22 protein-coding genes, 1 rRNA gene and 1 riboswitch are annotated in these 20,757 nt (G+C 44.3%); of the genes, 4 read left to right on the plus strand and 19 right to left on the minus strand.

What is annotated here, in order from left to right; genetic code table 11:
- Nucleotides 1-38: 38 nt before the first annotated feature.
- On the minus strand, nucleotides 39-725 hold the full coding sequence (gene pcrB / locus GJU41_RS14485; protein ID WP_070879480.1) for a heptaprenylglyceryl phosphate synthase: 687 nt from the start codon (nucleotides 723-725) through the stop codon (nucleotides 39-41).
- Nucleotides 726-981: 256 nt separating this feature from the next.
- Between pcrB and GJU41_RS14490 the strand changes: the two genes are divergently transcribed.
- Nucleotides 982-1,965, plus strand: a complete 984-nt coding sequence (locus GJU41_RS14490; protein WP_070879479.1) for a DUF3231 family protein — start codon at nucleotides 982-984, stop codon at nucleotides 1,963-1,965.
- Nucleotides 1,966-2,158: 193 nt separating this feature from the next.
- Here the strand turns inward: GJU41_RS14490 and GJU41_RS14495 are convergent, their stop codons facing one another.
- From GJU41_RS14495 to GJU41_RS14505, 3 genes are read right to left on the minus strand one after another with little or no spacing between them, the layout of a single operon-like run.
- Complete coding sequence (locus GJU41_RS14495) at nucleotides 2,159-2,467, minus strand: YerC/YecD family TrpR-related protein (RefSeq protein WP_070879478.1); 309 nt, start codon at nucleotides 2,465-2,467, stop codon at nucleotides 2,159-2,161.
- 22 nt (nucleotides 2,468-2,489) lie between these two features.
- A complete protein-coding gene (locus tag GJU41_RS14500) occupies nucleotides 2,490-3,506 on the minus strand; it encodes a DUF3048 domain-containing protein (protein WP_396653226.1) in 1,017 nt (338 codons plus the stop codon).
- A gap of 44 nt (nucleotides 3,507-3,550) precedes the next feature.
- Entirely contained in the window at nucleotides 3,551-5,290 is a 1,740-nt protein-coding gene (locus tag GJU41_RS14505; RefSeq protein ID WP_154319010.1) for an adenine deaminase C-terminal domain-containing protein, read from the minus strand.
- 99 nt (nucleotides 5,291-5,389) lie between these two features.
- Between GJU41_RS14505 and GJU41_RS14510 the strand changes: the two genes are divergently transcribed.
- Nucleotides 5,390-5,632, plus strand: a complete 243-nt coding sequence (locus GJU41_RS14510) for a YgaP family membrane protein (protein WP_070879475.1) — start codon at nucleotides 5,390-5,392, stop codon at nucleotides 5,630-5,632.
- Nucleotides 5,633-5,978: 346 nt separating this feature from the next.
- Nucleotides 5,979-6,080: an EYxxD motif small membrane protein gene (locus GJU41_RS25420; protein WP_346265498.1), complete on the plus strand. Its 102-nt coding sequence runs from the start codon at nucleotides 5,979-5,981 to the stop codon at nucleotides 6,078-6,080.
- On the opposite strand, the gene purD is transcribed toward GJU41_RS25420, so the two are convergent.
- From purD to purC, 9 genes are read right to left on the minus strand one after another with little or no spacing between them, the layout of a single operon-like run.
- On the minus strand, nucleotides 6,061-7,329 hold the full coding sequence (gene purD / locus GJU41_RS14515; protein WP_070875316.1) for a phosphoribosylamine--glycine ligase: 1,269 nt from the start codon (nucleotides 7,327-7,329) through the stop codon (nucleotides 6,061-6,063). The two genes, GJU41_RS25420 and purD, sit on opposite strands and share 20 nt — an antisense overlap.
- Nucleotides 7,330-7,350: 21 nt before the next feature.
- Nucleotides 7,351-8,889, minus strand: coding sequence for a bifunctional phosphoribosylaminoimidazolecarboxamide formyltransferase/IMP cyclohydrolase (gene purH, locus GJU41_RS14520; protein WP_070875315.1), 1,539 nt, complete (start codon nucleotides 8,887-8,889; stop codon nucleotides 7,351-7,353).
- Nucleotides 8,890-8,892: 3 nt separating this feature from the next.
- A complete protein-coding gene (gene purN, locus GJU41_RS14525; RefSeq protein ID WP_154319011.1) occupies nucleotides 8,893-9,474 on the minus strand; it encodes a phosphoribosylglycinamide formyltransferase in 582 nt (193 codons plus the stop codon).
- Nucleotides 9,471-10,511 carry a phosphoribosylformylglycinamidine cyclo-ligase gene (gene purM, locus GJU41_RS14530; protein WP_070875313.1) on the minus strand — a complete coding sequence of 347 codons (1,041 nt, stop codon included), beginning with the start codon at nucleotides 10,509-10,511 and terminating at the stop codon, nucleotides 9,471-9,473. The genes purN and purM overlap by 4 nt, the downstream gene beginning before the upstream one ends.
- Nucleotides 10,512-10,528: 17 nt before the next feature.
- Nucleotides 10,529-11,956, minus strand: coding sequence for an amidophosphoribosyltransferase (gene purF, locus GJU41_RS14535; RefSeq protein ID WP_070875312.1), 1,428 nt, complete (start codon nucleotides 11,954-11,956; stop codon nucleotides 10,529-10,531).
- Nucleotides 11,932-14,160: a phosphoribosylformylglycinamidine synthase subunit PurL gene (purL, locus tag GJU41_RS14540; protein ID WP_070875311.1), complete on the minus strand. Its 2,229-nt coding sequence runs from the start codon at nucleotides 14,158-14,160 to the stop codon at nucleotides 11,932-11,934. Before purL ends, purF begins: the two co-directional genes overlap by 25 nt.
- Nucleotides 14,144-14,827, minus strand: a complete 684-nt coding sequence (gene purQ / locus GJU41_RS14545; RefSeq protein WP_070875310.1) for a phosphoribosylformylglycinamidine synthase subunit PurQ — start codon at nucleotides 14,825-14,827, stop codon at nucleotides 14,144-14,146. Before purQ ends, purL begins: the two co-directional genes overlap by 17 nt.
- Nucleotides 14,824-15,078: a phosphoribosylformylglycinamidine synthase subunit PurS gene (purS, locus tag GJU41_RS14550; RefSeq protein WP_070875309.1), complete on the minus strand. Its 255-nt coding sequence runs from the start codon at nucleotides 15,076-15,078 to the stop codon at nucleotides 14,824-14,826. Before purS ends, purQ begins: the two co-directional genes overlap by 4 nt.
- On the minus strand, nucleotides 15,066-15,791 hold the full coding sequence (gene purC, locus GJU41_RS14555) for a phosphoribosylaminoimidazolesuccinocarboxamide synthase (RefSeq protein WP_070875317.1): 726 nt from the start codon (nucleotides 15,789-15,791) through the stop codon (nucleotides 15,066-15,068). Before purC ends, purS begins: the two co-directional genes overlap by 13 nt.
- Here purC and GJU41_RS14560 point away from each other — a divergent pair.
- Nucleotides 15,786-16,070: a hypothetical protein gene (locus GJU41_RS14560; protein WP_139149061.1), complete on the plus strand. Its 285-nt coding sequence runs from the start codon at nucleotides 15,786-15,788 to the stop codon at nucleotides 16,068-16,070. The two genes, purC and GJU41_RS14560, sit on opposite strands and share 6 nt — an antisense overlap.
- Here GJU41_RS14560 and purB read toward each other — a convergent pair.
- From purB to rrf, 6 genes are all read right to left on the minus strand, one after another.
- A complete protein-coding gene (purB, locus tag GJU41_RS14565) occupies nucleotides 16,022-17,314 on the minus strand; it encodes an adenylosuccinate lyase (RefSeq protein ID WP_070875308.1) in 1,293 nt (430 codons plus the stop codon). The genes GJU41_RS14560 and purB overlap by 49 nt on opposite strands.
- 16 nt (nucleotides 17,315-17,330) lie before the next feature.
- Nucleotides 17,331-18,461, minus strand: coding sequence for a 5-(carboxyamino)imidazole ribonucleotide synthase (purK, locus tag GJU41_RS14570; protein ID WP_070875307.1), 1,131 nt, complete (start codon nucleotides 18,459-18,461; stop codon nucleotides 17,331-17,333).
- Nucleotides 18,448-18,936 carry a 5-(carboxyamino)imidazole ribonucleotide mutase gene (gene purE, locus GJU41_RS14575; protein WP_070875306.1) on the minus strand — a complete coding sequence of 163 codons (489 nt, stop codon included), beginning with the start codon at nucleotides 18,934-18,936 and terminating at the stop codon, nucleotides 18,448-18,450. Before purE ends, purK begins: the two co-directional genes overlap by 14 nt.
- A 117-nt stretch (nucleotides 18,937-19,053) precedes the next feature.
- Nucleotides 19,054-19,155, minus strand: a riboswitch (purine riboswitch).
- 87 nt (nucleotides 19,156-19,242) lie between these two features.
- Nucleotides 19,243-19,443, minus strand: a complete 201-nt coding sequence (locus GJU41_RS14580; protein WP_070875305.1) for an NETI motif-containing protein — start codon at nucleotides 19,441-19,443, stop codon at nucleotides 19,243-19,245.
- The gene (locus GJU41_RS14585) at nucleotides 19,440-19,982 is read right to left on the minus strand and encodes a DUF2179 domain-containing protein (RefSeq protein ID WP_070875304.1); all 543 of its coding nucleotides are present in this window, start codon (nucleotides 19,980-19,982) and stop codon (nucleotides 19,440-19,442) included. Before GJU41_RS14585 ends, GJU41_RS14580 begins: the two co-directional genes overlap by 4 nt.
- A 521-nt stretch (nucleotides 19,983-20,503) precedes the next feature.
- Nucleotides 20,504-20,619: ribosomal RNA gene (rrf, locus tag GJU41_RS14590) — 5S ribosomal RNA — on the minus strand.
- Between the last annotated feature and the right edge of the window lie 138 nt (nucleotides 20,620-20,757).

The raw sequence follows: 20,757 nt of genomic DNA on the forward strand, positions 1-20,757 counted from the left end.
ATGTTCTTATTTTATCTCATGTACTGAGTAATTTGCAATCAAGGTTTTACGGCTTTAACTGTTTTCAAAGCTGACCCAAAATCATCGTAGATGACATTGCCGATAACCACAACATCCGCATATTCAGCCATTTCAGCTGCCTGTTCAGGCGTTTCAATGCCGCCTCCGTAAAAGAGTTTGGTAGAGGATAAGACAGAGCTTGCAGCCTGTACCACATTTACGTCTCCGTAAGTTCCGCTGTATTCTAAATAAAAGATCGGCATATGAAACATGTTTTCAGCCATTCGGGCATACGCCATGACATCATCTGCTGTCAGCTCCACATTCGCTTCTGTAAGTTTCGCCGCTTTGCAGTCACCATTTAAAATACAATAGCCTTCTACAATCAGCTCATCCCAGCTCATGATCTCACCATATTCTTTTACAGCTTCATGATGCATTCCCATTACCCATTTCGTGTTCGTGCTGTTCATAACCGACGGGATAAAATACAAGTCAAATCCCGGTATAATCGACTCAATTTCAGACACCTCAAGCACACAAGGTACAAGGTATCTTCTGATTCGGGACATTAAGTTTAACACATTATCCATCGTCACATTATCGCTTCCGCCGACGATGATCGCATCTGTTCCGGATTCACATAGTATTTCTAGATTTTCATCGCTTATTTCTTTATCTGGATCGAGTTTGAAAACATGTTTCCACTCGGTAATGTCGTACATGGTCTTTCCTCCTAACAATCGGGTTCCACCTGAAACATTATATCAAATTAACGCCCTGCAAAAAACGGACAGGTGTTATGAAGGTTTTGACAATCTGTTCACGAAATCGGGGTTTGGGGTGTTTTAAGGCATTCTACATTTTTTATGGCAGCAAGATGTTCCTTGTTTCAGGGTGTCATAGCCTCTGTAACGCGCCAATAGAAATCCTCATAATTCAAATTCAAAATAGAGATACTACTCCTATGGAGGGATCGCATTGAATTTTAAGAATCCAATTTGTTCGTCTGAGCTTGGTACATTGTGGCTTACATATCAGGAAAAAACAATGATTTTAAGAGTATTAGAGTATTTCATGGAAAAATCAGAAGATCAGCAGGCAAAAAACATTATGGGAGGCTTGTGGCAGGAGCTCAATCATTTTGTCATCAAAATAGAAGGCATTTTTGAAGATGAGGGAGTTGTTATACCGAGAGGTTTTACAAAAGAGGATGTAAACCTTGAGGCTCCGAAGCTTTTTGATAATGGCTTTGACATCATGCTGCTCCGCATTTTAAAAGAGGTAAGCATGGGAATGTATACACTCAATATGAATATGGCTTACCGTGAAGATGTCATGTCCATTTATGAAGGACTGACAACGGTGACTCAGAAGGTGTATAAGCTATCTACTCATTATCTCCTGGACAAAGGCATTCTAACGCTTCCTCCGATTGTTGACAAGCCAACGACCACTGAGTTTATTGAAGATAAGAACTACCTGAGCGGTTTCTCTTTTTTTAAAGATAACCGCGCCTTAAATGATATCGAAATTGGCTATCTTCATCATGGCATTGAAACAAACAACATCGGCATGCAGCTGATATCAGGTTTTGGACAGTGTTCAACGGACAAAGCGGTTAAGGCGTATTTTTCAAAAGGAAAAAAGCTTGCTAAAAAACAGATTGAACTGTTTGAACGACTTCTTATGGACGGTGATGTGCAATTCTCTGCAGGTTCAGGAGGGACCGTCACTTCTTCCACCGTCGCCCCGTTTTCTCAAAAACTGATGATGTTTTGCATCTATCTGTTAAACGGCTTTGGGCTTGTAGGGAGCAGCTTTGGATCGATTTTCAGTTTGCGAAGCGATCTATCTCTGAAAACTGCTTTAATCGCCAAGGATATTTACTTCTATGCAAATGACGGAATTAAACTTATGATTGAAAATGGATGGTTTGAAGAGCCGCCTCAAATGAAAAGCTGAAACGCCCTGTTAGCGCAGACAGACAGATAAGGATCCGACAAAAAAAATGGCGCTTTTGCCAATGCTTGCGGAGCCGTTCTGGCCGAGGAGCCTGAGCGATTCGGCTCGCCATCGAAGTGCAAAATTTTATACTTTCTTATCTCTGAATAAAAACAAAGGCTAAAATCAAATCGATTTTAGCCTTTCCCATGTATTATGACTCCTTCGTTTCCTGTGTTTGAATGCGCTCAAGCGCCATTGTATAGGCATCGTTGCCATAGTTCAGGCAGCGTTTTACGCGTGAGATGGTTGCTGTGCTTGCACCTGTTTCGGTTTCGATCTTATGGTATGTGAAACCTTCGCGCAGCATGCGTGCTACTTCGAGGCGCTGTGCAAGTGATTGGATTTCGTTCACTGTGCAAAGGTCATCAAAGAATCGATAGCATTCTTCCAGGTTTTTTAATGATAAAACAGATTCAAATAATTGGTCGAGTTCTTTTCCCCGTAATTTTTCAATTTGCATCTTCATTCTCCTTTTATGAAAATTAGTGGAGTGAAACGTGATTTTCTAGAGCAGGCACTATGTTAATCCAGGTTTTACCCGGTACAAATCCGACTGGTTCACCGTCTAAATAAGGCAGGATTCGTCCGTTGATATTGCGCCATTCCACTTGGCGGCTGACGCCTTTTTGTAGCAGGATCCCTTTGCCTCCGGATGTTAAATCAATCGCTCTTCTTCCATAGTCGTCAATCGTTTGATGCTTCATTTCTGCGATAAATAAATTATCGACCGCAATGGCATCTCCTGTTTCCAGGTCTTTCATTTGTTCATTGTTGCTATATCGTAAGTACTTCTCTGTTTGTTTGTCGTATTTATAGTCTGAATTCCACACATCTGACTGATCGTAGCGGACAATGGCTTCTAAACCAGAATCACCTTTAGGCGCTTCTTTTGCACCAGTATACGGCAGCGGTTTTGGCTGCTTTGACAGGTTAATTCCGTTCAGATCTGCGCCTTCTTTTATATTTTCAGCAGAGATATAAGAATTGTGCGGCGCTTTTCTGAATGGGGCTCTCCAAAAGAGCGTGCCATCATAAAACAAGCCATTTAAGTAATCATGTTTTCCCTTTTCAAGCGTCTCTTTAGCCTGCGGACTCCAGCCGTGGCTAATAAAAACTGCATCATAGCCGGTGCTCAAATCTACATAATATTCTCTTGCGCTTCTGACAGGACCGATTACTGCAGGCTGATTGCTCTGGTAAATAGCAAGGAATCTGGTGATATTCCCTTCTGATAAAACCTCATATACAAGATCAGCCTGATGAAGTCCAGACTGTGGACGCGCTGCCGGATGATTGTTGATCATCACTGCAAAGGCACGCTGTTCCACTTTCTCATCAGAGGGCAAACCTGTTAATGGATAGATGTTTTTCTCCACAATAGGCGCAGATGTTTCTTCCTCTTTTACAACATCTGCTTTCGGGCTGCTGTTTTCTTCTTGCTTACAAGCCGTACACATGGCGAGCAGGAGCAATGCCATGAACAGCTGCTGCATTTTCATCATGTTGTTTTTCACGATTGACACCTTCTGCTTACTTTTATATTTTAACGCATTATCGATGGAAAGAGTATTATTTTTTTAAGCACATCATAGATGCCCACAGGAGTTATCCTGATATACGGCAAATGAGTCGACGACAGGAAAAAGAGGGAATAAACTGCATCTCCAAAGTTATATCCTCTTTCTTTCAGCAGCTGCTTAAACCTTTCTTCTTTTTTAACAACTGCACTGAACTCTTCAGCAGACGCTCCTCCGCAAATCTCCAGGGGTATTTCATGAAGAACCTCCCCTTTTTCTGCAAGGACAATGCCGCCTCCAAGCTCCTTCATTCTGTTAAATGCTGTGATCATATCATGCTTGCTTTTCCCGATTAAAATGATATCCCCCGTTGTTGAATAAGAACTGGCAAGACCGCCGAGTGATGAGGCAAATCCCTTCAGCATGGTGTTGATCCGCCATTTTCCTTTCTTATCAATTAAAGCAAGAAAGGACTCATCGTGATGGCTGCCGAGTTCGTCAAATGAATTGTCGATCGTAATGCTGTACGGTTCCATGATGACATCATTCTTCATTTTAAGGCCGAGCGGCATTGAAAACTGCAGGTCATCATATGACAGGGACCATTCGATCTTCATTTTCCCGTATCCGGATTTATTCCAATTAAAGTCTCCGAAGCCCTCAGCCGGCACTCCATCTTTTCTCAGCCACTTTCCTTTTGACAGCACAGCAGCTGGAGTTGGATTATCGGGTGATTCCAAAATATTCAGATTCGCTAATCGCCCTGGAGCAACAACGCCTGTTACATCTTCCATGCGATAGTACCTGGCCGGATTGAAGCTTGCCATATGATAGGCATCTATTGCCGGGATATCGTGCTCAATGGCCATTTTTATCATGGAATCCATCATGCCGTCTTTATAAAAATGCGGTGTAGCTCCGTCAGTAGTGAAAAAGAAATGATCATAGTGGCGAATCTCTTTTTCACGAGTGCCATTAAGCAGCTGCGGCAAATCAGGCCGGATCGAGGAATGTCTGAATGAAACAGTATAGCCAAGCTTTAACCGCTCTAACACATCATCTCCTGTCATCGCTTCGTGATCGCAGTCGGCCCCGAATAGTTTCATTTTGTTCAAAGTATTTGCCGATGCCCCGGGAAAATGTCCTTCGATTCGCTTTCCCTTCCCTTTCATCTCGACCATCCATGACAGCATCAAATCATCATCCGAGAGCAGCTTTGGCCACCCCGTTAATTCTCCGCCTTGAATAACATATTCATGTTCCATCCATTTTTTCATAAAATCGAGAGATAAATATTCGTGCTCATTAACGACCTCAGTCTGAAGATCGAAACGGCTCCACCAAAAATACTGCAAAGGAAGCTCGTTTAATTCACGGATTAAAGTAAGCGCTTTCTTTTTATCGGACTGAAAAAGTAAAAATAAGTTGTCGCAGATAAGTGTCGTTGTACCGAACTGTGACACATACTTCCCGAAAGAATGGGGATTATAAAGTTGAAATGGGTGAGCATGAGGCTCAATATATCCAGGTACAATAAAACGATTTTCGCAATCGATAATCTCCGATTGTTCTTCGGCAGGAAGCTTATCGCCAATATAAACAATCCGGTCATCTGAGATCCAGATGTTGGCTTTGATCCATTGCTTCAGATAAGAGTTCAAGTACATCCCATTTTTCAAAACAAGAGCTGGAGGCTTATGGCCTGATGCCGCTTGTATGTGATTTCTGATTTGCCGGACTTTCCATTGTGCCTGTGACTGGGGCATTTCAGACCCTCCCTAAATTTCTTATCTTATATGTTAACATATGTAACCGTTTAACGCAGTAAAGATTTACTGTAATTTTAAAAAGAGGAGGAACTTATTATGAAACCGAACATCGGCATTGTAAACGGACTGATCCGAATTACAATCGGACTGTTTTTACTATCTTGGGCATCTGCAAAATATTCGAAAAAACCTTGGAAGGACTCTCTGCTGCTCATGATGCTGCTTGGTGCGATGAAAGTCGGAGAAGGCATTCTCAGATTCTGCCCGATGGTGTTTATGTATCAGGAATACCGGAAAGAGGATTTGGAGTTTGAGGATAAGACTTATAATCCTTCATAGAAGTGCGGAATCGCCCGGTTAGCTCCGACAGACAGATAAGGATCAGCCAGTGAAGGCGCTTTTTGCCTTTGCTGGCTGAGCCGTTCTGGCCGAGGAGTTGGGCGATGGAGCCGGACAATACCGAAGTGCGGAATCGCCCGGTTAGCTCCGACAGACAGATAAGGATCAGCCAGTGAAGGCGCTTTTTGCCTTTAGTGGCGGATCCGTTCTGGCCGAGGGGCTAGGAGGTGGAGCTGGACAGCAGAGAAGCGGAACCGCCCGTTTTAGCTCAGGACTGGGCAGTACCAAAATGTACAAAAAATAAGACTCTCCTGCCATCAGGAGAGTCTGCTAAGAGGTGAACATCATGATCATGGAGTATTTAACCGATATGACATTCGTGCTTGCTTTGCTTATCGGCAGTATTGTTGCCTTAATGTTTGTCTATGTTAAGAAAAAACGTGTTTAGTTGCCTTTGCACCGATGTCCTTGCGGTAGAACAAGGCAGGACATGCTACTTCAGATACGTACTCATATACTTGAGTCTGCGCTTCAAGTAAATCACTGCCGTAGGCAATCACAGCTAAAACCCGTCCGCCATCTGCAACAAATTCATTCCCGTTTTTCTTTGTCCCCGCGTGGAAAAGTGCACCTTGCTCAAAGCTTGAACGAAGCGTGCCGATTGCTTCGCCTTTTTTGTATTCATTCGGATAGCCGTTTGAAGCGAGAACAACTCCCATTACCGCTTCTTTGCGCCATTTCAGATCTGCTTCTTTTCCATCTAAAATAGCAAGCAGAATTTCAATCAAGTCTGATTCTAAGCGCGGCAGCACAACCTGTGTTTCCGGATCGCCAAAGCGTGCGTTAAATTCAATGACCTTTGGGCCTTGCTTCGTTAAGATCAATCCTGCATATAAAATCCCCGTAAATGGAGTGCCATTCGCAATCATCCCAACGGACGCCGGCTTTAACACTGTTTCAACAGCTTCCTGCACAACAGCATCTGAAATTTGCGGCACCGGAGAGTAAGCACCCATTCCGCCTGTATTCGGTCCTTCATCATGATCGTATGCACGTTTATGATCCTGAGCGATTACCATTGGATAAACAGCCTCACCGTGGACAAAAGCCATTAATGAAAATTCCTCGCCATCTAAAAATTCTTCGATGACAACAGAACTGCTTGCCTCGCCGAATTTAGCATCCTCAAGAAAATCACGCAGACAGTCGATTGCTTCCTCAACTGTCAACGCGACGGTTACGCCTTTTCCGGCAGCAAGTCCATCTGCTTTGATGACGATAGGAGCTCCTTGTTCAAGCACGTATTGCTTCGCTTCTTCAAAAGAAGTAAACGATTGATACGCTCCAGTCGGAATGTTATTTTTCATCATTAATTCCTTGGCGAACTTCTTGCTCCCTTCAATGAGGGCAGCTTCCTTTGTTGGACCGAAAACCTTCAGTCCCGCTTCTTGAAACGCATTGACAACGCCATTCAGGAGCGGAACCTCAGGCCCTACGATTGTAAGCCCGACCTCGTTTTCTTTTGCAAAAGCAACGAGCTCATCTGTATTTTGCTCATCGATTGCTATAAGCTCGGCAACGCTGCTCATTCCATCGTTCCCTGGAGCAACAAACACTTTCCGGGCAAGCTTACTCTGTGATGCCTTCCAGGCGATTGCATGTTCACGGCCTCCGCGGCCAATGATTAGAATGTTCATCGTTACCAGCACCTCACTAGATTAATGTTTAAAGTGTCTAACTCCTGTAAATACCATCGTAATGCCGTATTCATCTGCTTTTTGGATTGAATCTTCATCCTTAATCGATCCGCCAGGCTGAATGATTGCTGTTACGCCCGCTTTTGCAGCTGCTTCAACTGTATCGTTCATTGGGAAAAATGCATCAGATCCCATTGCGCTGCCTTCAGCAAGTGCACCTGCCTGTTCAATTGCAATCTTTGCCGCACCGACACGGTTCATCTGACCCGCTCCAACGCCGACTGTCATCTGATTTTTCGTTAGCACGATTGCGTTTGATTTCACATGTTTCACGACTTTCCATGCAAGCTTTAAGTCTTCCCACTCCTGTTCAGTTGGTTCGCGCTTTGTAGGGATCGTAATTTTTGCATCGTCAAAAGAAAGCGTGTCCTCATCCTGTACAAGCAGACCACCATGAATCGAAGTGATTTGCTGATCCTGTTTTTCTGCACCTAACACATCTAATGTAAGAAGTCTTAAGTTTTTCTTAGACGTTAAAATAGCTAAAGCTTCTTCATCAAAAGAAGGAGCAATGACAATTTCAAGGAAGATTTCATGTAATTTATGAGCAGTTTCTTTATCCACTTCAAGATTTAGTGCGATGATTCCGCCGAAAATCGAAGTCGGATCTGCTTCATAAGCGCGAGTGAACGCTTCGAAAATCGTTTCGCCTGTTCCGACGCCGCATGGATTCATATGTTTTACAGCAACAGCTGCCGGCTGCTTGAATTCTCTTACGATTTGAAGAGCAGCATCTGCATCTTTAATATTGTTGTATGAAAGTTCTTTGCCGTGAACCTGTACAGCTTCAGCAATTGAAACATTGCTTGCCAAAGGCTTTTTATAAAAAGTAGCATTTTGGTGAGGATTTTCACCATAGCGCAGCGATTGTTTTTTCTCGAACGTATAAGTCACTGTCTCAGGATCTTCCTCGCCAACAGCATTCGTTAAATATTCTGCGATGAGCGCGTCATAAGAAGCGGTATGGCGGAACACTTTTGCAGCAAGTTTTTGCTTTGTTGCAAGGGTAACTTCTTTCTCGCTCTTGATCTGCTCAAGCACTTCAGCATAGTCAGCAGGATCTACAACTACGGCAACATCCTGATGATTTTTTGCTGCTGAACGAAGCATGGTCGGACCGCCGATATCGATATTTTCGATCGCATCATCAAATGTCACGTCCTGCTTGGAGATCGTTTCTTTAAATGGATAAAGATTCACGACTACTAAATCAATCGGCAAAATGCTGTTTTCTTCAAGCTGCTTCATGTGATCAGAGTTGCTGCGGACAGCAAGCAGACCGCCGTGAATGTTCGGATGCAAAGTTTTCACTCTGCCGTCCATGATTTCAGGGAAACCCGTTACCTCTGAGATTCCTGTTACTTTGACGCCGTTTTGCTGAAGCAAGCTGCTCGTTCCGCCTGTTGAAATGACTTCAATTCCCTGTTCCACTAGCTCTGTTACAAAAGGAATGATGCCTTCTTTATTTGAAACACTGACAAGTGCGCGTTTGATTGTCATTCTTTACACCTCTAGCTCTCTTTTTTGGAAAAGGGTATTTAGTACGTGCGGATAGTATGTGTGTTCGAGCTTATGAATTTTAGCAGTTAAGGACTCAAGCGTGTCGGACTCTTCTACTTCGAGTGCTTTCTGAGCAATTATAGGGCCCGTATCCATGCCTGCATCTACAAAGTGAATCGTAATACCAGTTACTTTCACTCCTGCATGAAAAGCCTGACCGATGGCATCCTTGCCTGGAAAGGACGGCAGCAAAGATGGATGCAAATTGATGATATTTTTTGGATAAGCGGTAAGCAGCGTTTCTCCAATGAGTCTCATATATCCCGCAAGCACCACATAGGAAACGTTATACTGCTTCAATTGATTCAGGATAATCGTTTCAAATGCTTCCTTGTTTTTAAATTCCTTCGGTGAAAACTCGAAGACAGGAATGTTTGCTTTCTCAGCGCGTAAGGCGACTTTTGCTCCCGGTCTGTCGCAAACGAGAAGCGCAATTTCCGCTGCCAGTCCTCCGCTCTTCACTTCATCTAGAATAGCCTGAAAATTCGAGCCCGTTCCAGAAGCAAATACTGCGATCTTCATCATGTGAGAGAGCCTCCGCCAAATGTGACGCCCTGGCCTTCCTTCACACGTCCGATGATGTAAGCCTTCTCGCCGTACTTTTCGATTTCATTGATGACATTGTGCATCTGCTTGTATTCAACCGCTAAAACAAAGCCGACGCCCATGTTAAAGATGTTAAACATTTCTTCCTGGCTGAGCGCCCCTTTTTCCTGAAGCAAATCAAAGACAGGAGGAATCGGCCATGAGCCATAATCGATTTCTGCCCCTAAGCCTTCAGGCAGCATTCTCGGAATGTTTTCAATAAATCCGCCGCCCGTAATGTGGGCCATGCCATCTACCTTATACTTCTTCAATACTTCTAATACCGGCTTCACATAAATCTTAGTCGGACGCAGCAATTCCTCACCAAGTGAGTGCTGAAGAGGTGCAATTTGCTCTTTTAATGAAAGACCGTGATCTTCAAGCAAAATCTTGCGTACTAATGAGAAACCGTTGCTGTGCAGTCCGCTTGAGGAAAGTCCGATTAAGACGTGACCTGCTCGTATATTCTCGCCTGTAACAATCTCTTCTTTTTCGACAGCGCCAACCGCAAAGCCTGCGATATCATATTCGTCCCCGTCATATAGACCAGGCATTTCGGCTGTTTCTCCGCCTACTAAAGCACAGCCTGACTGCTCGCAGCCGTCTGCTACTCCTTTGACGATCTGTTCAATTTTGACAGGCTCTGCTTTTCCTAGCGCCAAATAATCAAGGAAGAACAATGGCTCTGCGCCCTGTGCAAGAATATCATTCACACACATCGCGACTGCATCTACACCAATCGTATCATGCTGATCCATAAGGAATGCAAGCTTGAGCTTTGTGCCTACACCATCTGTGCCCGATACGAGGACCGGCTGTTTGTAATTCAGCTCTGAAAGATCGAACATGCCGCCAAATCCGCCGAGGCTTCCCATAACGCCTTTTCTCATTGTTTTAGCTACATGCTTTTTCATTCGCGAAACGGCTTCATAGCCAGCTTCTATATCAACGCCTGCCTGCTTGTATGCGTTTGACATCACACATTCCCCCGCTCTTATTTCGTCATTACTTCTTCCTTTTCATGAGGCAATTCAGTATCTGGATAAATTTCTGTCGGATATTTCCCTGTAAAACAAGCTAAACATTGACCGCGGCGCTCTCCTTCATAAGGGCGTCCAATTCCTTCAAGCAGCCCTTCTACACTTAGGAAAGTCAGCGTGTCAGCCCCAATTATTTCGCGAATCTCTTCCACTGAGTGGCTCGCTGCAATCAATTCTTCAGTTGAAGATGTATCAATTCCGTAGAAGCACGGATTGCTGATCGGCGGCGACGTAATGCAAACATGCACTTCCGTGGCTCCCGCTTCTCTAAGCATATTGACAATTCTGCGGCTCGTTGTTCCGCGCACAATGGAATCATCCACCATGACAACCCGCTTGCCTTCAACAACGCCGCGTACGGCAGACAGCTTCATTTTCACGCCCTGCTCTCTCAGAGACTGTGATGGCTGGATAAATGTTCTGCCGACATAACGGTTTTTGATTAAGCCAAGTTCATAAGGAATACCGGATGCTTCTGCATAGCCAATCGCTGCTGAAATACTTGAATCCGGCACACCTGTGACAACATCTGCTTCAAACGGAGCTTCAACTGCCATGCGTTTCCCAAGGTTTTTGCGCGCTGTATGAACATTAATGCCGTCGATGTTGCTGTCAGGTCTTGAAAAATAAATGTATTCCATGCTGCAGATCGCGCGGTTGACGTTCATGGAGAAGCGCTCTGAATGCAAGCCGTCATCGTTAATGATTAAAAGCTCTCCTGGTTCAACCTCACGAAGATATTCAGCACCGATAATGTCAAAAGCACACGTCTCAGATGCGACAACATAAGAGTCACCAAGCATGCCGATTGATAATGGGCGAAGACCGTTCGGATCCAGCGCAACCATCATTTCCGTTTCCGTCATGATTAAGAAAGCATACGCTCCTTTGATCATCGTCAGCGCATTTTTAATTTTATCCTTCATTGAGAAGTATCCGCTTCTCTTAATTAAGTGAGCAAGCACTTCTGTGTCTGATGTTGATTGAAAAATACTTCCCTGATTTTCAAGCTGATGTTTCAGCCCGTTTGCATTCACTAAGTTCCCGTTATGAGCAAGAGCCAGGCCGCCGCTTTCAGAACGGAAAAGAAGCGGCTGAACATTTTCAAAACCGCCTCCCCCAGCCGTCGCATAGCGAACGTGGCCGATGGCTCCTTTTCCTTTAATATCATTCAGACGGCCGCCGCTGAATACTTCTGTGATCAGGCCCTGCCCTTTTACACAAGTCAGCTTCTTCCCGTCCGTTGAAACAATCCCTGCACCTTCTTGACCGCGGTGCTGAAGACTATGCAAGCCGTAATATGTGACTTGCGGTGCCTCAGAGTGTCCCCAAATTCCGAACACTCCGCACTCTTCGTTTAATCCTCTGATTTCAGCAAGCATGGAATCGCCCCTCTCCAAGCTGTTTCAAGCGCGCTTACCTTAGATTGAATTAAGATTTCGCCTGTTTCATTCTTCACAGTGAAGGCTGCATCTTCTGTTACGCTTCCGATTAGTGCAGCATCTGTCATTTCTTCAAAAGCTGTCTGGTGTTCAGGCTTAACTGTCACGATAAAGCGGGACTGTGTTTCACTGAACAGCGCGGCAACTGCTTCGCCATTTACTGTGATGCTTGCGCCAAGCCCGTTCGTGCCGAATGTGCTTTCTGCAGCTGCTACTGCTAAGCCGCCTTCTGCTACGTCATGGGCAGAGGCTACTAATCCTGCGCGAATGGCTGCAGATAATTGCGCCTGGCGCTCTGCTTCAACTCCAAGATCCATTTCAGGTGCTTTGCCGAAAATCTTGCCGTGAACCATTTTTTGCAGCTCGCTGCCGCCAAATTCAGCTTTCGTCTCTCCGATCAAGTAAATCAGGTCGCCTGCTGCTTTGAAGGATTGTGTTGTAATGTATTTTGTATCTTCAATGAGTCCAACCATCCCGATAACAGGTGTCGGATAAACAGCTGTTCCGTTTGTTTCATTATAAAGCGATACGTTTCCGCCAATTACCGGTGAATTCAGCACACGGCATGCTTCACTCATGCCATCAGCTGCTTTTTCGATTTGCCAGAAGATCTCTGGCTTTTCAGGATTCCCAAAGTTCAGACAGTCTGTTACTGCAAGAGGTCTTCCCCCTGAGCAGACGATATTGCGTGCTGCTTCAGCAACTGCAATCATGCCGCCAACCTCAGGATCGAGGTAAAGATATCTTGAGTTGCAGTCTGTTGTCATCGCAAGTGCTTTATTTGTATCGCGAATACGGAGAACCGCTGCATCAGATCCAGGCGCTACAACCGTATTTGTGCGGACCATGTAGTCATATTGATCATAAACCCATTCTTTGCTCGCAATTGTCGGCTGTTTTAAGAGGTTCTCAAGTGTTTCTTTCAAGTCGCCCACTTCAGGCGTGCTTGCTTCCATCTCCTGGAACTCTTTGTAATAAGCCGGCTCAGCAGATGGCTTGTGATAGACGGGTGCTTCTTCAGCCAATGCATCAACCGGAATTTCTACAACAACCTCGCCTTTATGGAGAAGGCGGAGCATTTTATCATCTGTTACAACCCCGATTGCTTTTGCTTCAAGCTCATATTTGTCAAAAATGTCGGTGATTTCTTTTTCGCGGCCCCGTTCAACGACTAATACCATCCGCTCCTGTGATTCTGAGAGCATCATTTCATAAGGTGTCATTCCTGCTTCACGCTGCGGTACTAAATCTAAATTCATCTCGATGCCTGAACCTGCTTTGCTCGCCATTTCAGCAGTCGAGCTTGTAAGTCCGGCTGCTCCCATGTCCTGAATGCCAACAAGAGCATCGCATTTTATAACCTCTAGACAAGCTTCAAGCAAAAGCTTTTCCATAAACGGATCGCCTACTTGGACAGCAGGGCGTTTTTCATCTGATGCATCTGTCAGTTCTTCTGATGCAAATGTAGCGCCGTGAATACCGTCGCGGCCTGTTTTAGCGCCCACATACATCACGGTATTGCCGATTCCTTTTGCTACACCTTTTTTTATATCTTCATGGTTGATTAAGCCCACACACATCGCATTTACAAGCGGATTTCCATCATAAGAAGGATCAAACTGAATCTCTCCTCCGACAGTAGGAATACCGATGCAGTTTCCGTAGCCTGCAATACCTGCAACAACTTCTTCAAACAAATAACGAACGCGAGGAGATGTTAATTCCCCGAAGCGCAGAGAGTTTAATAGGGCAATAGGACGCGCACCCATTGAAAAAACATCACGGATGATTCCGCCTACGCCTGTTGCTGCCCCTTGATAAGGTTCAATCGCGGAAGGGTGATTATGGCTTTCGATTTTAAACACAACTGCCTGCTCGTCTCCAATATCAACGATCCCTGCACCTTCGCCAGGTCCTTGAAGAACATGCTCGCCTGTAGTTGGGAACTTCTTTAAAACAGGCTTGGAATTTTTATAGCTGCAGTGCTCTGACCACATGACAGAGAAAATACCGAGCTCTGTATAATTCGGCAGGCGTCCCATAATCTTTTCAATCATTGAAAACTCATCATCACTAACGCCCATTTGACGGTAGATTTTCTCTTCTTTAATCATTTGCTGTGTTGGTTCAAGCAGTAGTGACATGAGATTCCCTCCAGTTTTTCACGATCGATTTAAATAGGTTCAGTCCGTCCGCGCTTCCAAGCAGTGCATCAACTGCACGTTCCGGATGCGGCATCATTCCAAGAACATTTCCGCGCTCATTGACGATTCCCGCGATATCTTCCAAACTTCCATTTGGATTGTTTTCATATGTGAAGACAATTTGATTGTTTTCTCTTAATCTTTCTAAAGTCAGCTCATCACAATAGTAGTTTCCTTCACCATGTGCGATTGGAACAGAGATGGCCTGCTCTTTTTCATAGGCAGAGGTAAACATTGTTTTTTCATTTTGAACAATTAGCTTTGTCGGACGGCATATGAATTTCAAGTTTTCATTGCGCTTCATCGCACCAGGCAATAAACCTGCTTCAAGTAAAATCTGAAACCCGTTGCAGACGCCAAGAACCGGCTTACCCGCTTCAGCAGCTTTAACAACTTCCTTCATGACATTTGCAAAACGTGCAATCGCACCGGAACGAAGGTAATCTCCGTATGAGAATCCCCCTGGAAGGAGAATGCCGTCAAAACGGCTTAGATCTGCTTCATCATGCCAAACGTATTCTGCTTCTTCTCCAAGCTCATCTTTGACAGCGTGGAACATATCGATATCACAGTTTGATCCCGGAAAAACGATGACGGCGAATTTCACTGTGCGACAACCTCCTCCACCTCATAGCGATAGTCTTCAATGACTGTATTTGCAAGCAGCTTTTCGCACATTTCACGAACCGTTGCGTCCAGGTCACGCTCAGTCTTTTCAATCGTAAGCTCCATGTACTTTCCGATACGAACATCGTTAACCTCTTTGTAGTTCATGCTGTGCAATGCGTGCTGTACCGCGCTTCCCTGTGGATCAAGAACGCTTTCTCTGAGTGTAACGAATACCTTTACTTTGTACATGCTGTTTCTCCTCCTAAACGATTTAAAATTTCTGAGTATGCATCTGTTAAGCTGCCGATATCACGGCGGAAAACATCTTTATCAAACTTTTCATTCGTTTTTTCGTCCCATAACCGGCACGTATCAGGCGAAATCTCATCTGCTAAAAGCAGCGTGCCATCCTTTGTTAAACCAAATTCTAACTTGAAGTCCACCAGGCGGATGCCGCAGTCTTTGAAATGGCTGATTAAAACCTGATTCACTTTTAATGCCGCTTCCTTCAGCTCCTGCACTTGCTCTTTCGTTGCAGCTTCAAGGAGTTCAATGTGATCTTCCGTGATAAGAGGATCACCCAGATCATCATTTTTATAATAGAATTCTACAATTGGAGTTTTAAGCGGTGTTCCTTCCTCTATTCCAAGTCGCTTTGAGAGGCTTCCTGCCATGATGTTGCGGACTACGACCTCAAGCGGCACGATCGAAACCTCTTTGACAAGCTGCTCTGTTTGGGAAAGCCTTTTAATGAAATGACTTTCAATGCCGTTCTCAGCTAGCTTTTCAAACAGCAGCGTTGAGATTTCATTATTCAAACGGCCTTTTCCTTCGATTTCAGCTTTCTTCTCACCATTGAAGGCTGTTGCAGAGTTTTTATATGAAACTAGTAAAACAGCATCTTCATTTGTGCGGTAAATTTGCTTCGCCTTGCCTTCATAAAGCAGGTTCAACTTTTGAATAGTCATGAAAATCCTCCTAATAACGACAGAATATTGGGAACTATCGAAGTGCGGAATCGCCCGGTTAGCTCAGGCATGGCAGATAAGGATTTGGCAGTAAAGGCGCTTTTTGCCTTTGCTGACGAATCCGTTCTGGCCGAGGAGTTGGGCGATGCAGCCGGACACCATCGAAGTGCTTCTTTAAAAAAGAGGCAAATAAAATATTTACCTCATTGTTTTTTTGATTCAGCTTATAGACCTAAACGGTCAAAAATCGTATCTACACCTTTTAAGTGGTAGTTGTAATCAAAGCAGTCATCAATCAGTTCACTTGATAGACGGTCTGTGATCGTTCCATCCGCTTCTACCAGGCTGCGGAATGGCACTTGTTTTTCCCATGCTTCCATCGCTTTTGGCTGCACGATATCATAAGCCTGCTCCCGTGTCATACCTGAATCAATCAAGGCAAGAAGAACGCGCTGTGAGTAGATAAGGCCAAGTGTGCGGTCCATGTTGCGCTTCATGTTTTCAGGGAAGACCGTCAAATTCTTCACGATGTTGCCGAAGCGGTTCAGCATGTAGTTTAATGCAATGGTTGCATCCGGCAGAATGATTCGCTCTGCAGATGAGTGTGAGATGTCGCGCTCATGCCATAGAGGCACATTTTCGTAAGCAGTCATCATATACCCGCGGATGACTCTTGCAAGACCTGTCATGTTTTCAGAACCAATCGGGTTGCGTTTGTGAGGCATTGCTGAAGATCCTTTTTGGCCTTTTGCAAAGAATTCTTCAACCTCGCGTGTTTCACTCTTTTGAAGACCGCGAACCTCTGTTGCGAATTTCTCAATTGAAGTTGCGATTAATGCAAGTGTGCTCATATAATCAGCGTGACGGTCGCGCTGCAATGTCTGAGTAGAGATTGGAGCTGCCTGCAAGCCTAACTTTTCACACACATATGCTTCAACAAATGGATCGATGTTCGCATATGTACCAACTGCGCCGGACATTTTTCCGAATTCAATGCCTTCTGCTGAACGCTTGAAGCGCTCTAAGTTGCGTTTCATTTCCTCGTACCACAGGCCAAGCTTAAGGCCAAACGTCGTCGGCTCAGCGTGTACACCATGTGTACGGCCCATCATGACTGTGTATTTGTGTTCAATCGCTTTGTTTTTTAAGATCTCAACAAAGTTTTCAATGTCTTTTAAGAGAATATCGTTAGCCTGTTTTAAAAGATAAGAAAGAGCTGTATCAACTACATCTGTAGAAGTTAAGCCGTAATGCACCCATTTTCTTTCGTCTCCAAGCGTTTCAGAAACGGCTCTTGTAAAAGCAACCACATCGTGGCGTGTTTCTTCTTCAATCTCTTTGATGCGGTTAATATCAAATGAAGCGTTTTGACGAAGCAGCTTTACGTCTTCCTTTGGGATGTGCCCAAGCTCAGCCCATGCCTCGCATGCAAGAATTTCAACCTCAAGCCAAGCTTTAAAACGGTTTTCTTCCGTCCAAATTGCACCCATTTCAGGTCTTGTGTAGCGTTCAATCATTGATAAATCCTCCGTTCTATTGTTGAGCCCATAGTTTGTTGATCTCTGTTTCCGTCTGATCTATTGCCTCTGTTAAAAAAGTGACGTGGCCCATTTTCCGTCTGTGCTTCGCCTCTTTTTTACCGTACAAGTATATCTTACCTTCGCGGAATAACGAAAGATTATTTAAAACAAGCGGCATATGTTCGCCTAAAACGTTGACCATCAGCCCAGGATGCAGCAGTGCCGGCTTTCCGAGCGGCAAATTGCATACAGCTCTGATGTGCTGCTCAAATTGATCCGTCTCGCAAAGATCGATCGTGTAATGACCGGAATTGTGCGGCCTTGGAGCAAGCTCGTTTATAAATACTTCACCGTCTTCTGTCACAAACATTTCAACAGCAAGTGTCCCGACCAGGCTAAAAGCTTTTGCAAGCAGGTCTGCCTGTTTTCTTGCATCTTCAGCAACCTCTTCCTGTATTCTTGCAGGCACGATGCTTTGATGTAGGATATTGTTTACATGGATATTTTCTGCAATTGGTAATGAGCTGATCTCTCCATCAGAATTTCTGGCAACAATCACCGAGATCTCTTTTTCAAAAGACACCCACTTTTCCAAAATACATGTACCGCTGTTTAAAAGCTCTGCAGCTTCAGGTATATCGCTTTCCTGCCTGATTACAGCCTGCCCTTTACCATCGTAGCCACCTCTGCATGTTTTCAAAACACATGGATACTGAAGTTCTTGCACAGCAGCGGAAAGTTCTTCTGCTGTTTTGACAATCCTGTAGTCTGCAACCTTGCAGCCCGCGTCTGTAATCGCCTTTTTCTCTGTCTCGCGATCTTGAGTTAAAGCGAGAAGAACAGAACCTTGAGGCAGGTGTGCATTTTCTTCAATCCATTTTAAAGCCTCGTAATCTATGTTTTCAAACTCGTAAGTTATCACATCACTAAGTTCAGCAAGCTTCTTTATCGCTGATAAATCATTGTATGAAGCAGTAATTTCATAGTCTGCAAGCTGTCCGCACGGTGAGTTCGGGGTCGGATCTAAAACAGCAACATCATATCCCATGCTTTTGGCAGCCACTGTCATCATTCTTCCAAGCTGTCCGCCGCCGATAATTCCAATTGTAGAACCCGGCAAAATCGTTTTGTTAGACAAGCTCATCACTGCTTTCCAGCACGTTTTTTTTCGTTCGTTCACGTCTTGTTTCCAGCGCTTCTGCAATCTCACCATTTGTTATCGATAAGATTTGTGCAGCAAGCAGCCCCGCGTTTACCGCTCCTGCTTTACCAATCGCAACTGTTGCAACCGGAACACCTCCGGGCATTTGAACAATTGACAACAGGGAATCCATGCCATTCAGCGCTTTTGACTGAACAGGCACTCCAATAACAGGAAGCGTTGTCTTCGCTGCTACCATGCCAGGCAAATGCGCTGCACCGCCTGCACCTGCAATAATAACCTTTAACCCTCTATTTCTAGCATCTTCTGCGTATTCAAACATATAATCAGGTGTACGATGCGCTGAAACGACTTTTTTCTCGTAAGTCACCTGCAGCTCATCTAAAATCTCGCACGCGTGCTTCATCGTTTCCCAGTCAGACGTGCTTCCCATAATAATCCCAACCGCTGCTTCCATTCTATATCCCACCTTTTTTATCCATAAAAAAAGCCCAGCATGCATCGCTTCTCTATAAGAGAAAGCAATACAAACCGGGCATCAGAACATTTTTAAAGAAAGCCGTTCCATGACAGGCTGAAAATTACTTTCCCTCATAGTCCAATAATTTACGGTTATCGGGTAGAAACTTTCGGGCCATATTCCCGACTTTATATGAGGTAAAATACATTCGTTTTCATATCCATGTTTATCATAACAGCACACTTGAGAAGTTGTCAACGCAAAATCGAACAATAATGTTTATCTAGACAAAAATGTTCGTATTTAGATCAGTTTTCCTTCAAAAACTATCTTTTTACCATAAGGTACCACTTCAATAGCACCATTTACCTTCTCTTCTTTAAAGATGGGCTCTTCCATTCTTCTTACAGGCATATATCCTTCTTTTTGCATATGGGAAAGACAGCTGTCAATCGTCTCGCCCTCAAGCACTTCGAACTTTCGCTTTTTAGGTTTATCCGTCATACCTCAATCTTGCTCCTTCTTACAGCCTTCACCCAGAAACCGCCATGTATGGTTTTGGGTTCAAAAGCAATAATAAACGCCTTCGGATCAAGCTCCTTAATCGCAGCATATAAATTCAGCTCATACCTGCGCGGCGTCAGAATCTGCATCGCCAAACGATCGCCCTCGCGCCCGTTCGCCATCCAGTCTGTCACACCATATCCGCGGTCTCTTAAAATCGCCGGCAAATCCTTCTCACTCTCTGTTGAAATCACATTAACTGTAATATACCCTAGAGCAAGCTTCTCTTCAATCTTCATCCCTACAACAACTCCAATGCCATAACCAACAGCATAAGCAATCAAGTTCTGAATCTCATTTAAATTATCGAGCACCAGCCCAAGGCCAATGACATAAATAACAACCTCAATCGTACTGATAAAAGCCGCTAAATACCGCTGACCCTTTAACGTCAAAATCATGCGTATCGTAAAAAATGATACATAAACAATATTGATGAGCAAGATGATGAACACCATCGTTACACTATTTGAAAGCAATCGACTTCCTCCTAACCTTGTTCAACCTTCTAATGAAGGTAACAGGTCATATCTTACTAAAGTTTCTGGAAAGACACAATGGGGGAATGGCGCGCGAGGATAAGTAAATGCCGATTCCGGAGAGTGAAACGGGACTTCTGGAGAGTTAGAGCACTCTAAAAAGGATAGTGGAACACGGTTTGCAGAGAGTAAGCTCGTAAAGCTCGTTGAAATGCGCGTTTGAAATGCTATTTAATAGATCAAATTCGCAAGGGCAGCTAGAAAAAGGACATTTTCAGAGTTATATACATGTAGATTGTGTCTTTTTATAATTTGGCCTTGGTCTGGAGCTTCTGCTCATTCATACACTGGATGACAGCAGCTTCCCCATTTATGCTCGTCTAAACTCCTTTTCTGCTCGCAAAGTAAGATTTATGCCCGATCAGCCAATTTATTTCAAACACCGGCATCATTTGAAATAAGTTCTCTCTTTTTCTATACAAAAAAAAGAACAGCATCTCTGCTGTTCTCCTTTTATGCGTGCCTGGCAACGTCCTACTCTCACAGGGGGAAACCCCCAACTACCATCGGCGCTAAAGAGCTTAACTTCCGTGTTCGGCATGGGAACGGGTGTGACCTCTTTGCCATCATCACCAGACAATATGCAATTGAAGAAAGAATGTTATTCTTTCAAAACTAAATAACGTATGATAACAAGATTCACTTAAATGTTACACTTTATTAGACTGTGGTTAAGTCCTCGAACGATTAGTATCTGTCAGCTCCACACGTCACC

It is taken from the genome of Metabacillus idriensis, from assembly GCF_009674765.1.
Lineage (GTDB): Bacteria > Bacillota > Bacilli > Bacillales > Bacillaceae > Bacillus_P > Bacillus_P idriensis.

Coding starts and splice junctions, on each gene's coding strand:
- pcrB (WP_070879480.1), bottom strand. CDS start 725: ATGTACGACATTACCGAGTGGAAACATGTTTTCAAACTCGATCCAGAT.
- GJU41_RS14495 (WP_070879478.1), bottom strand. CDS start 2,467: ATGCAAATTGAAAAATTACGGGGAAAAGAACTCGACCAATTATTTGAA.
- GJU41_RS14500 (WP_396653226.1), bottom strand. CDS start 3,506: ATGAAAATGCAGCAGCTGTTCATGGCATTGCTCCTGCTCGCCATGTGT.
- GJU41_RS14505 (WP_154319010.1), bottom strand. CDS start 5,290: ATGCCCCAGTCACAGGCACAATGGAAAGTCCGGCAAATCAGAAATCAC.
- GJU41_RS14510 (WP_070879475.1), top strand. CDS start 5,390: ATGAAACCGAACATCGGCATTGTAAACGGACTGATCCGAATTACAATC.
- GJU41_RS25420 (WP_346265498.1), top strand. CDS start 5,979: ATGATCATGGAGTATTTAACCGATATGACATTCGTGCTTGCTTTGCTT.
- purD (WP_070875316.1), bottom strand. CDS start 7,329: ATGAACATTCTAATCATTGGCCGCGGAGGCCGTGAACATGCAATCGCC.
- purH (WP_070875315.1), bottom strand. CDS start 8,889: ATGACAATCAAACGCGCACTTGTCAGTGTTTCAAATAAAGAAGGCATC.
- purN (WP_154319011.1), bottom strand. CDS start 9,474: ATGATGAAGATCGCAGTATTTGCTTCTGGAACGGGCTCGAATTTTCAG.
- purM (WP_070875313.1), bottom strand. CDS start 10,511: ATGTCAAACGCATACAAGCAGGCAGGCGTTGATATAGAAGCTGGCTAT.
- purF (WP_070875312.1), bottom strand. CDS start 11,956: ATGCTTGCTGAAATCAGAGGATTAAACGAAGAGTGCGGAGTGTTCGGA.
- purL (WP_070875311.1), bottom strand. CDS start 14,160: ATGTCACTACTGCTTGAACCAACACAGCAAATGATTAAAGAAGAGAAA.
- purS (WP_070875309.1), bottom strand. CDS start 15,078: ATGTACAAAGTAAAGGTATTCGTTACACTCAGAGAAAGCGTTCTTGAT.
- purB (WP_070875308.1), bottom strand. CDS start 17,314: ATGATTGAACGCTACACAAGACCTGAAATGGGTGCAATTTGGACGGAA.
- purK (WP_070875307.1), bottom strand. CDS start 18,461: ATGAGCTTGTCTAACAAAACGATTTTGCCGGGTTCTACAATTGGAATT.
- purE (WP_070875306.1), bottom strand. CDS start 18,936: ATGGAAGCAGCGGTTGGGATTATTATGGGAAGCACGTCTGACTGGGAA.
- GJU41_RS14580 (WP_070875305.1), bottom strand. CDS start 19,443: ATGACGGATAAACCTAAAAAGCGAAAGTTCGAAGTGCTTGAGGGCGAG.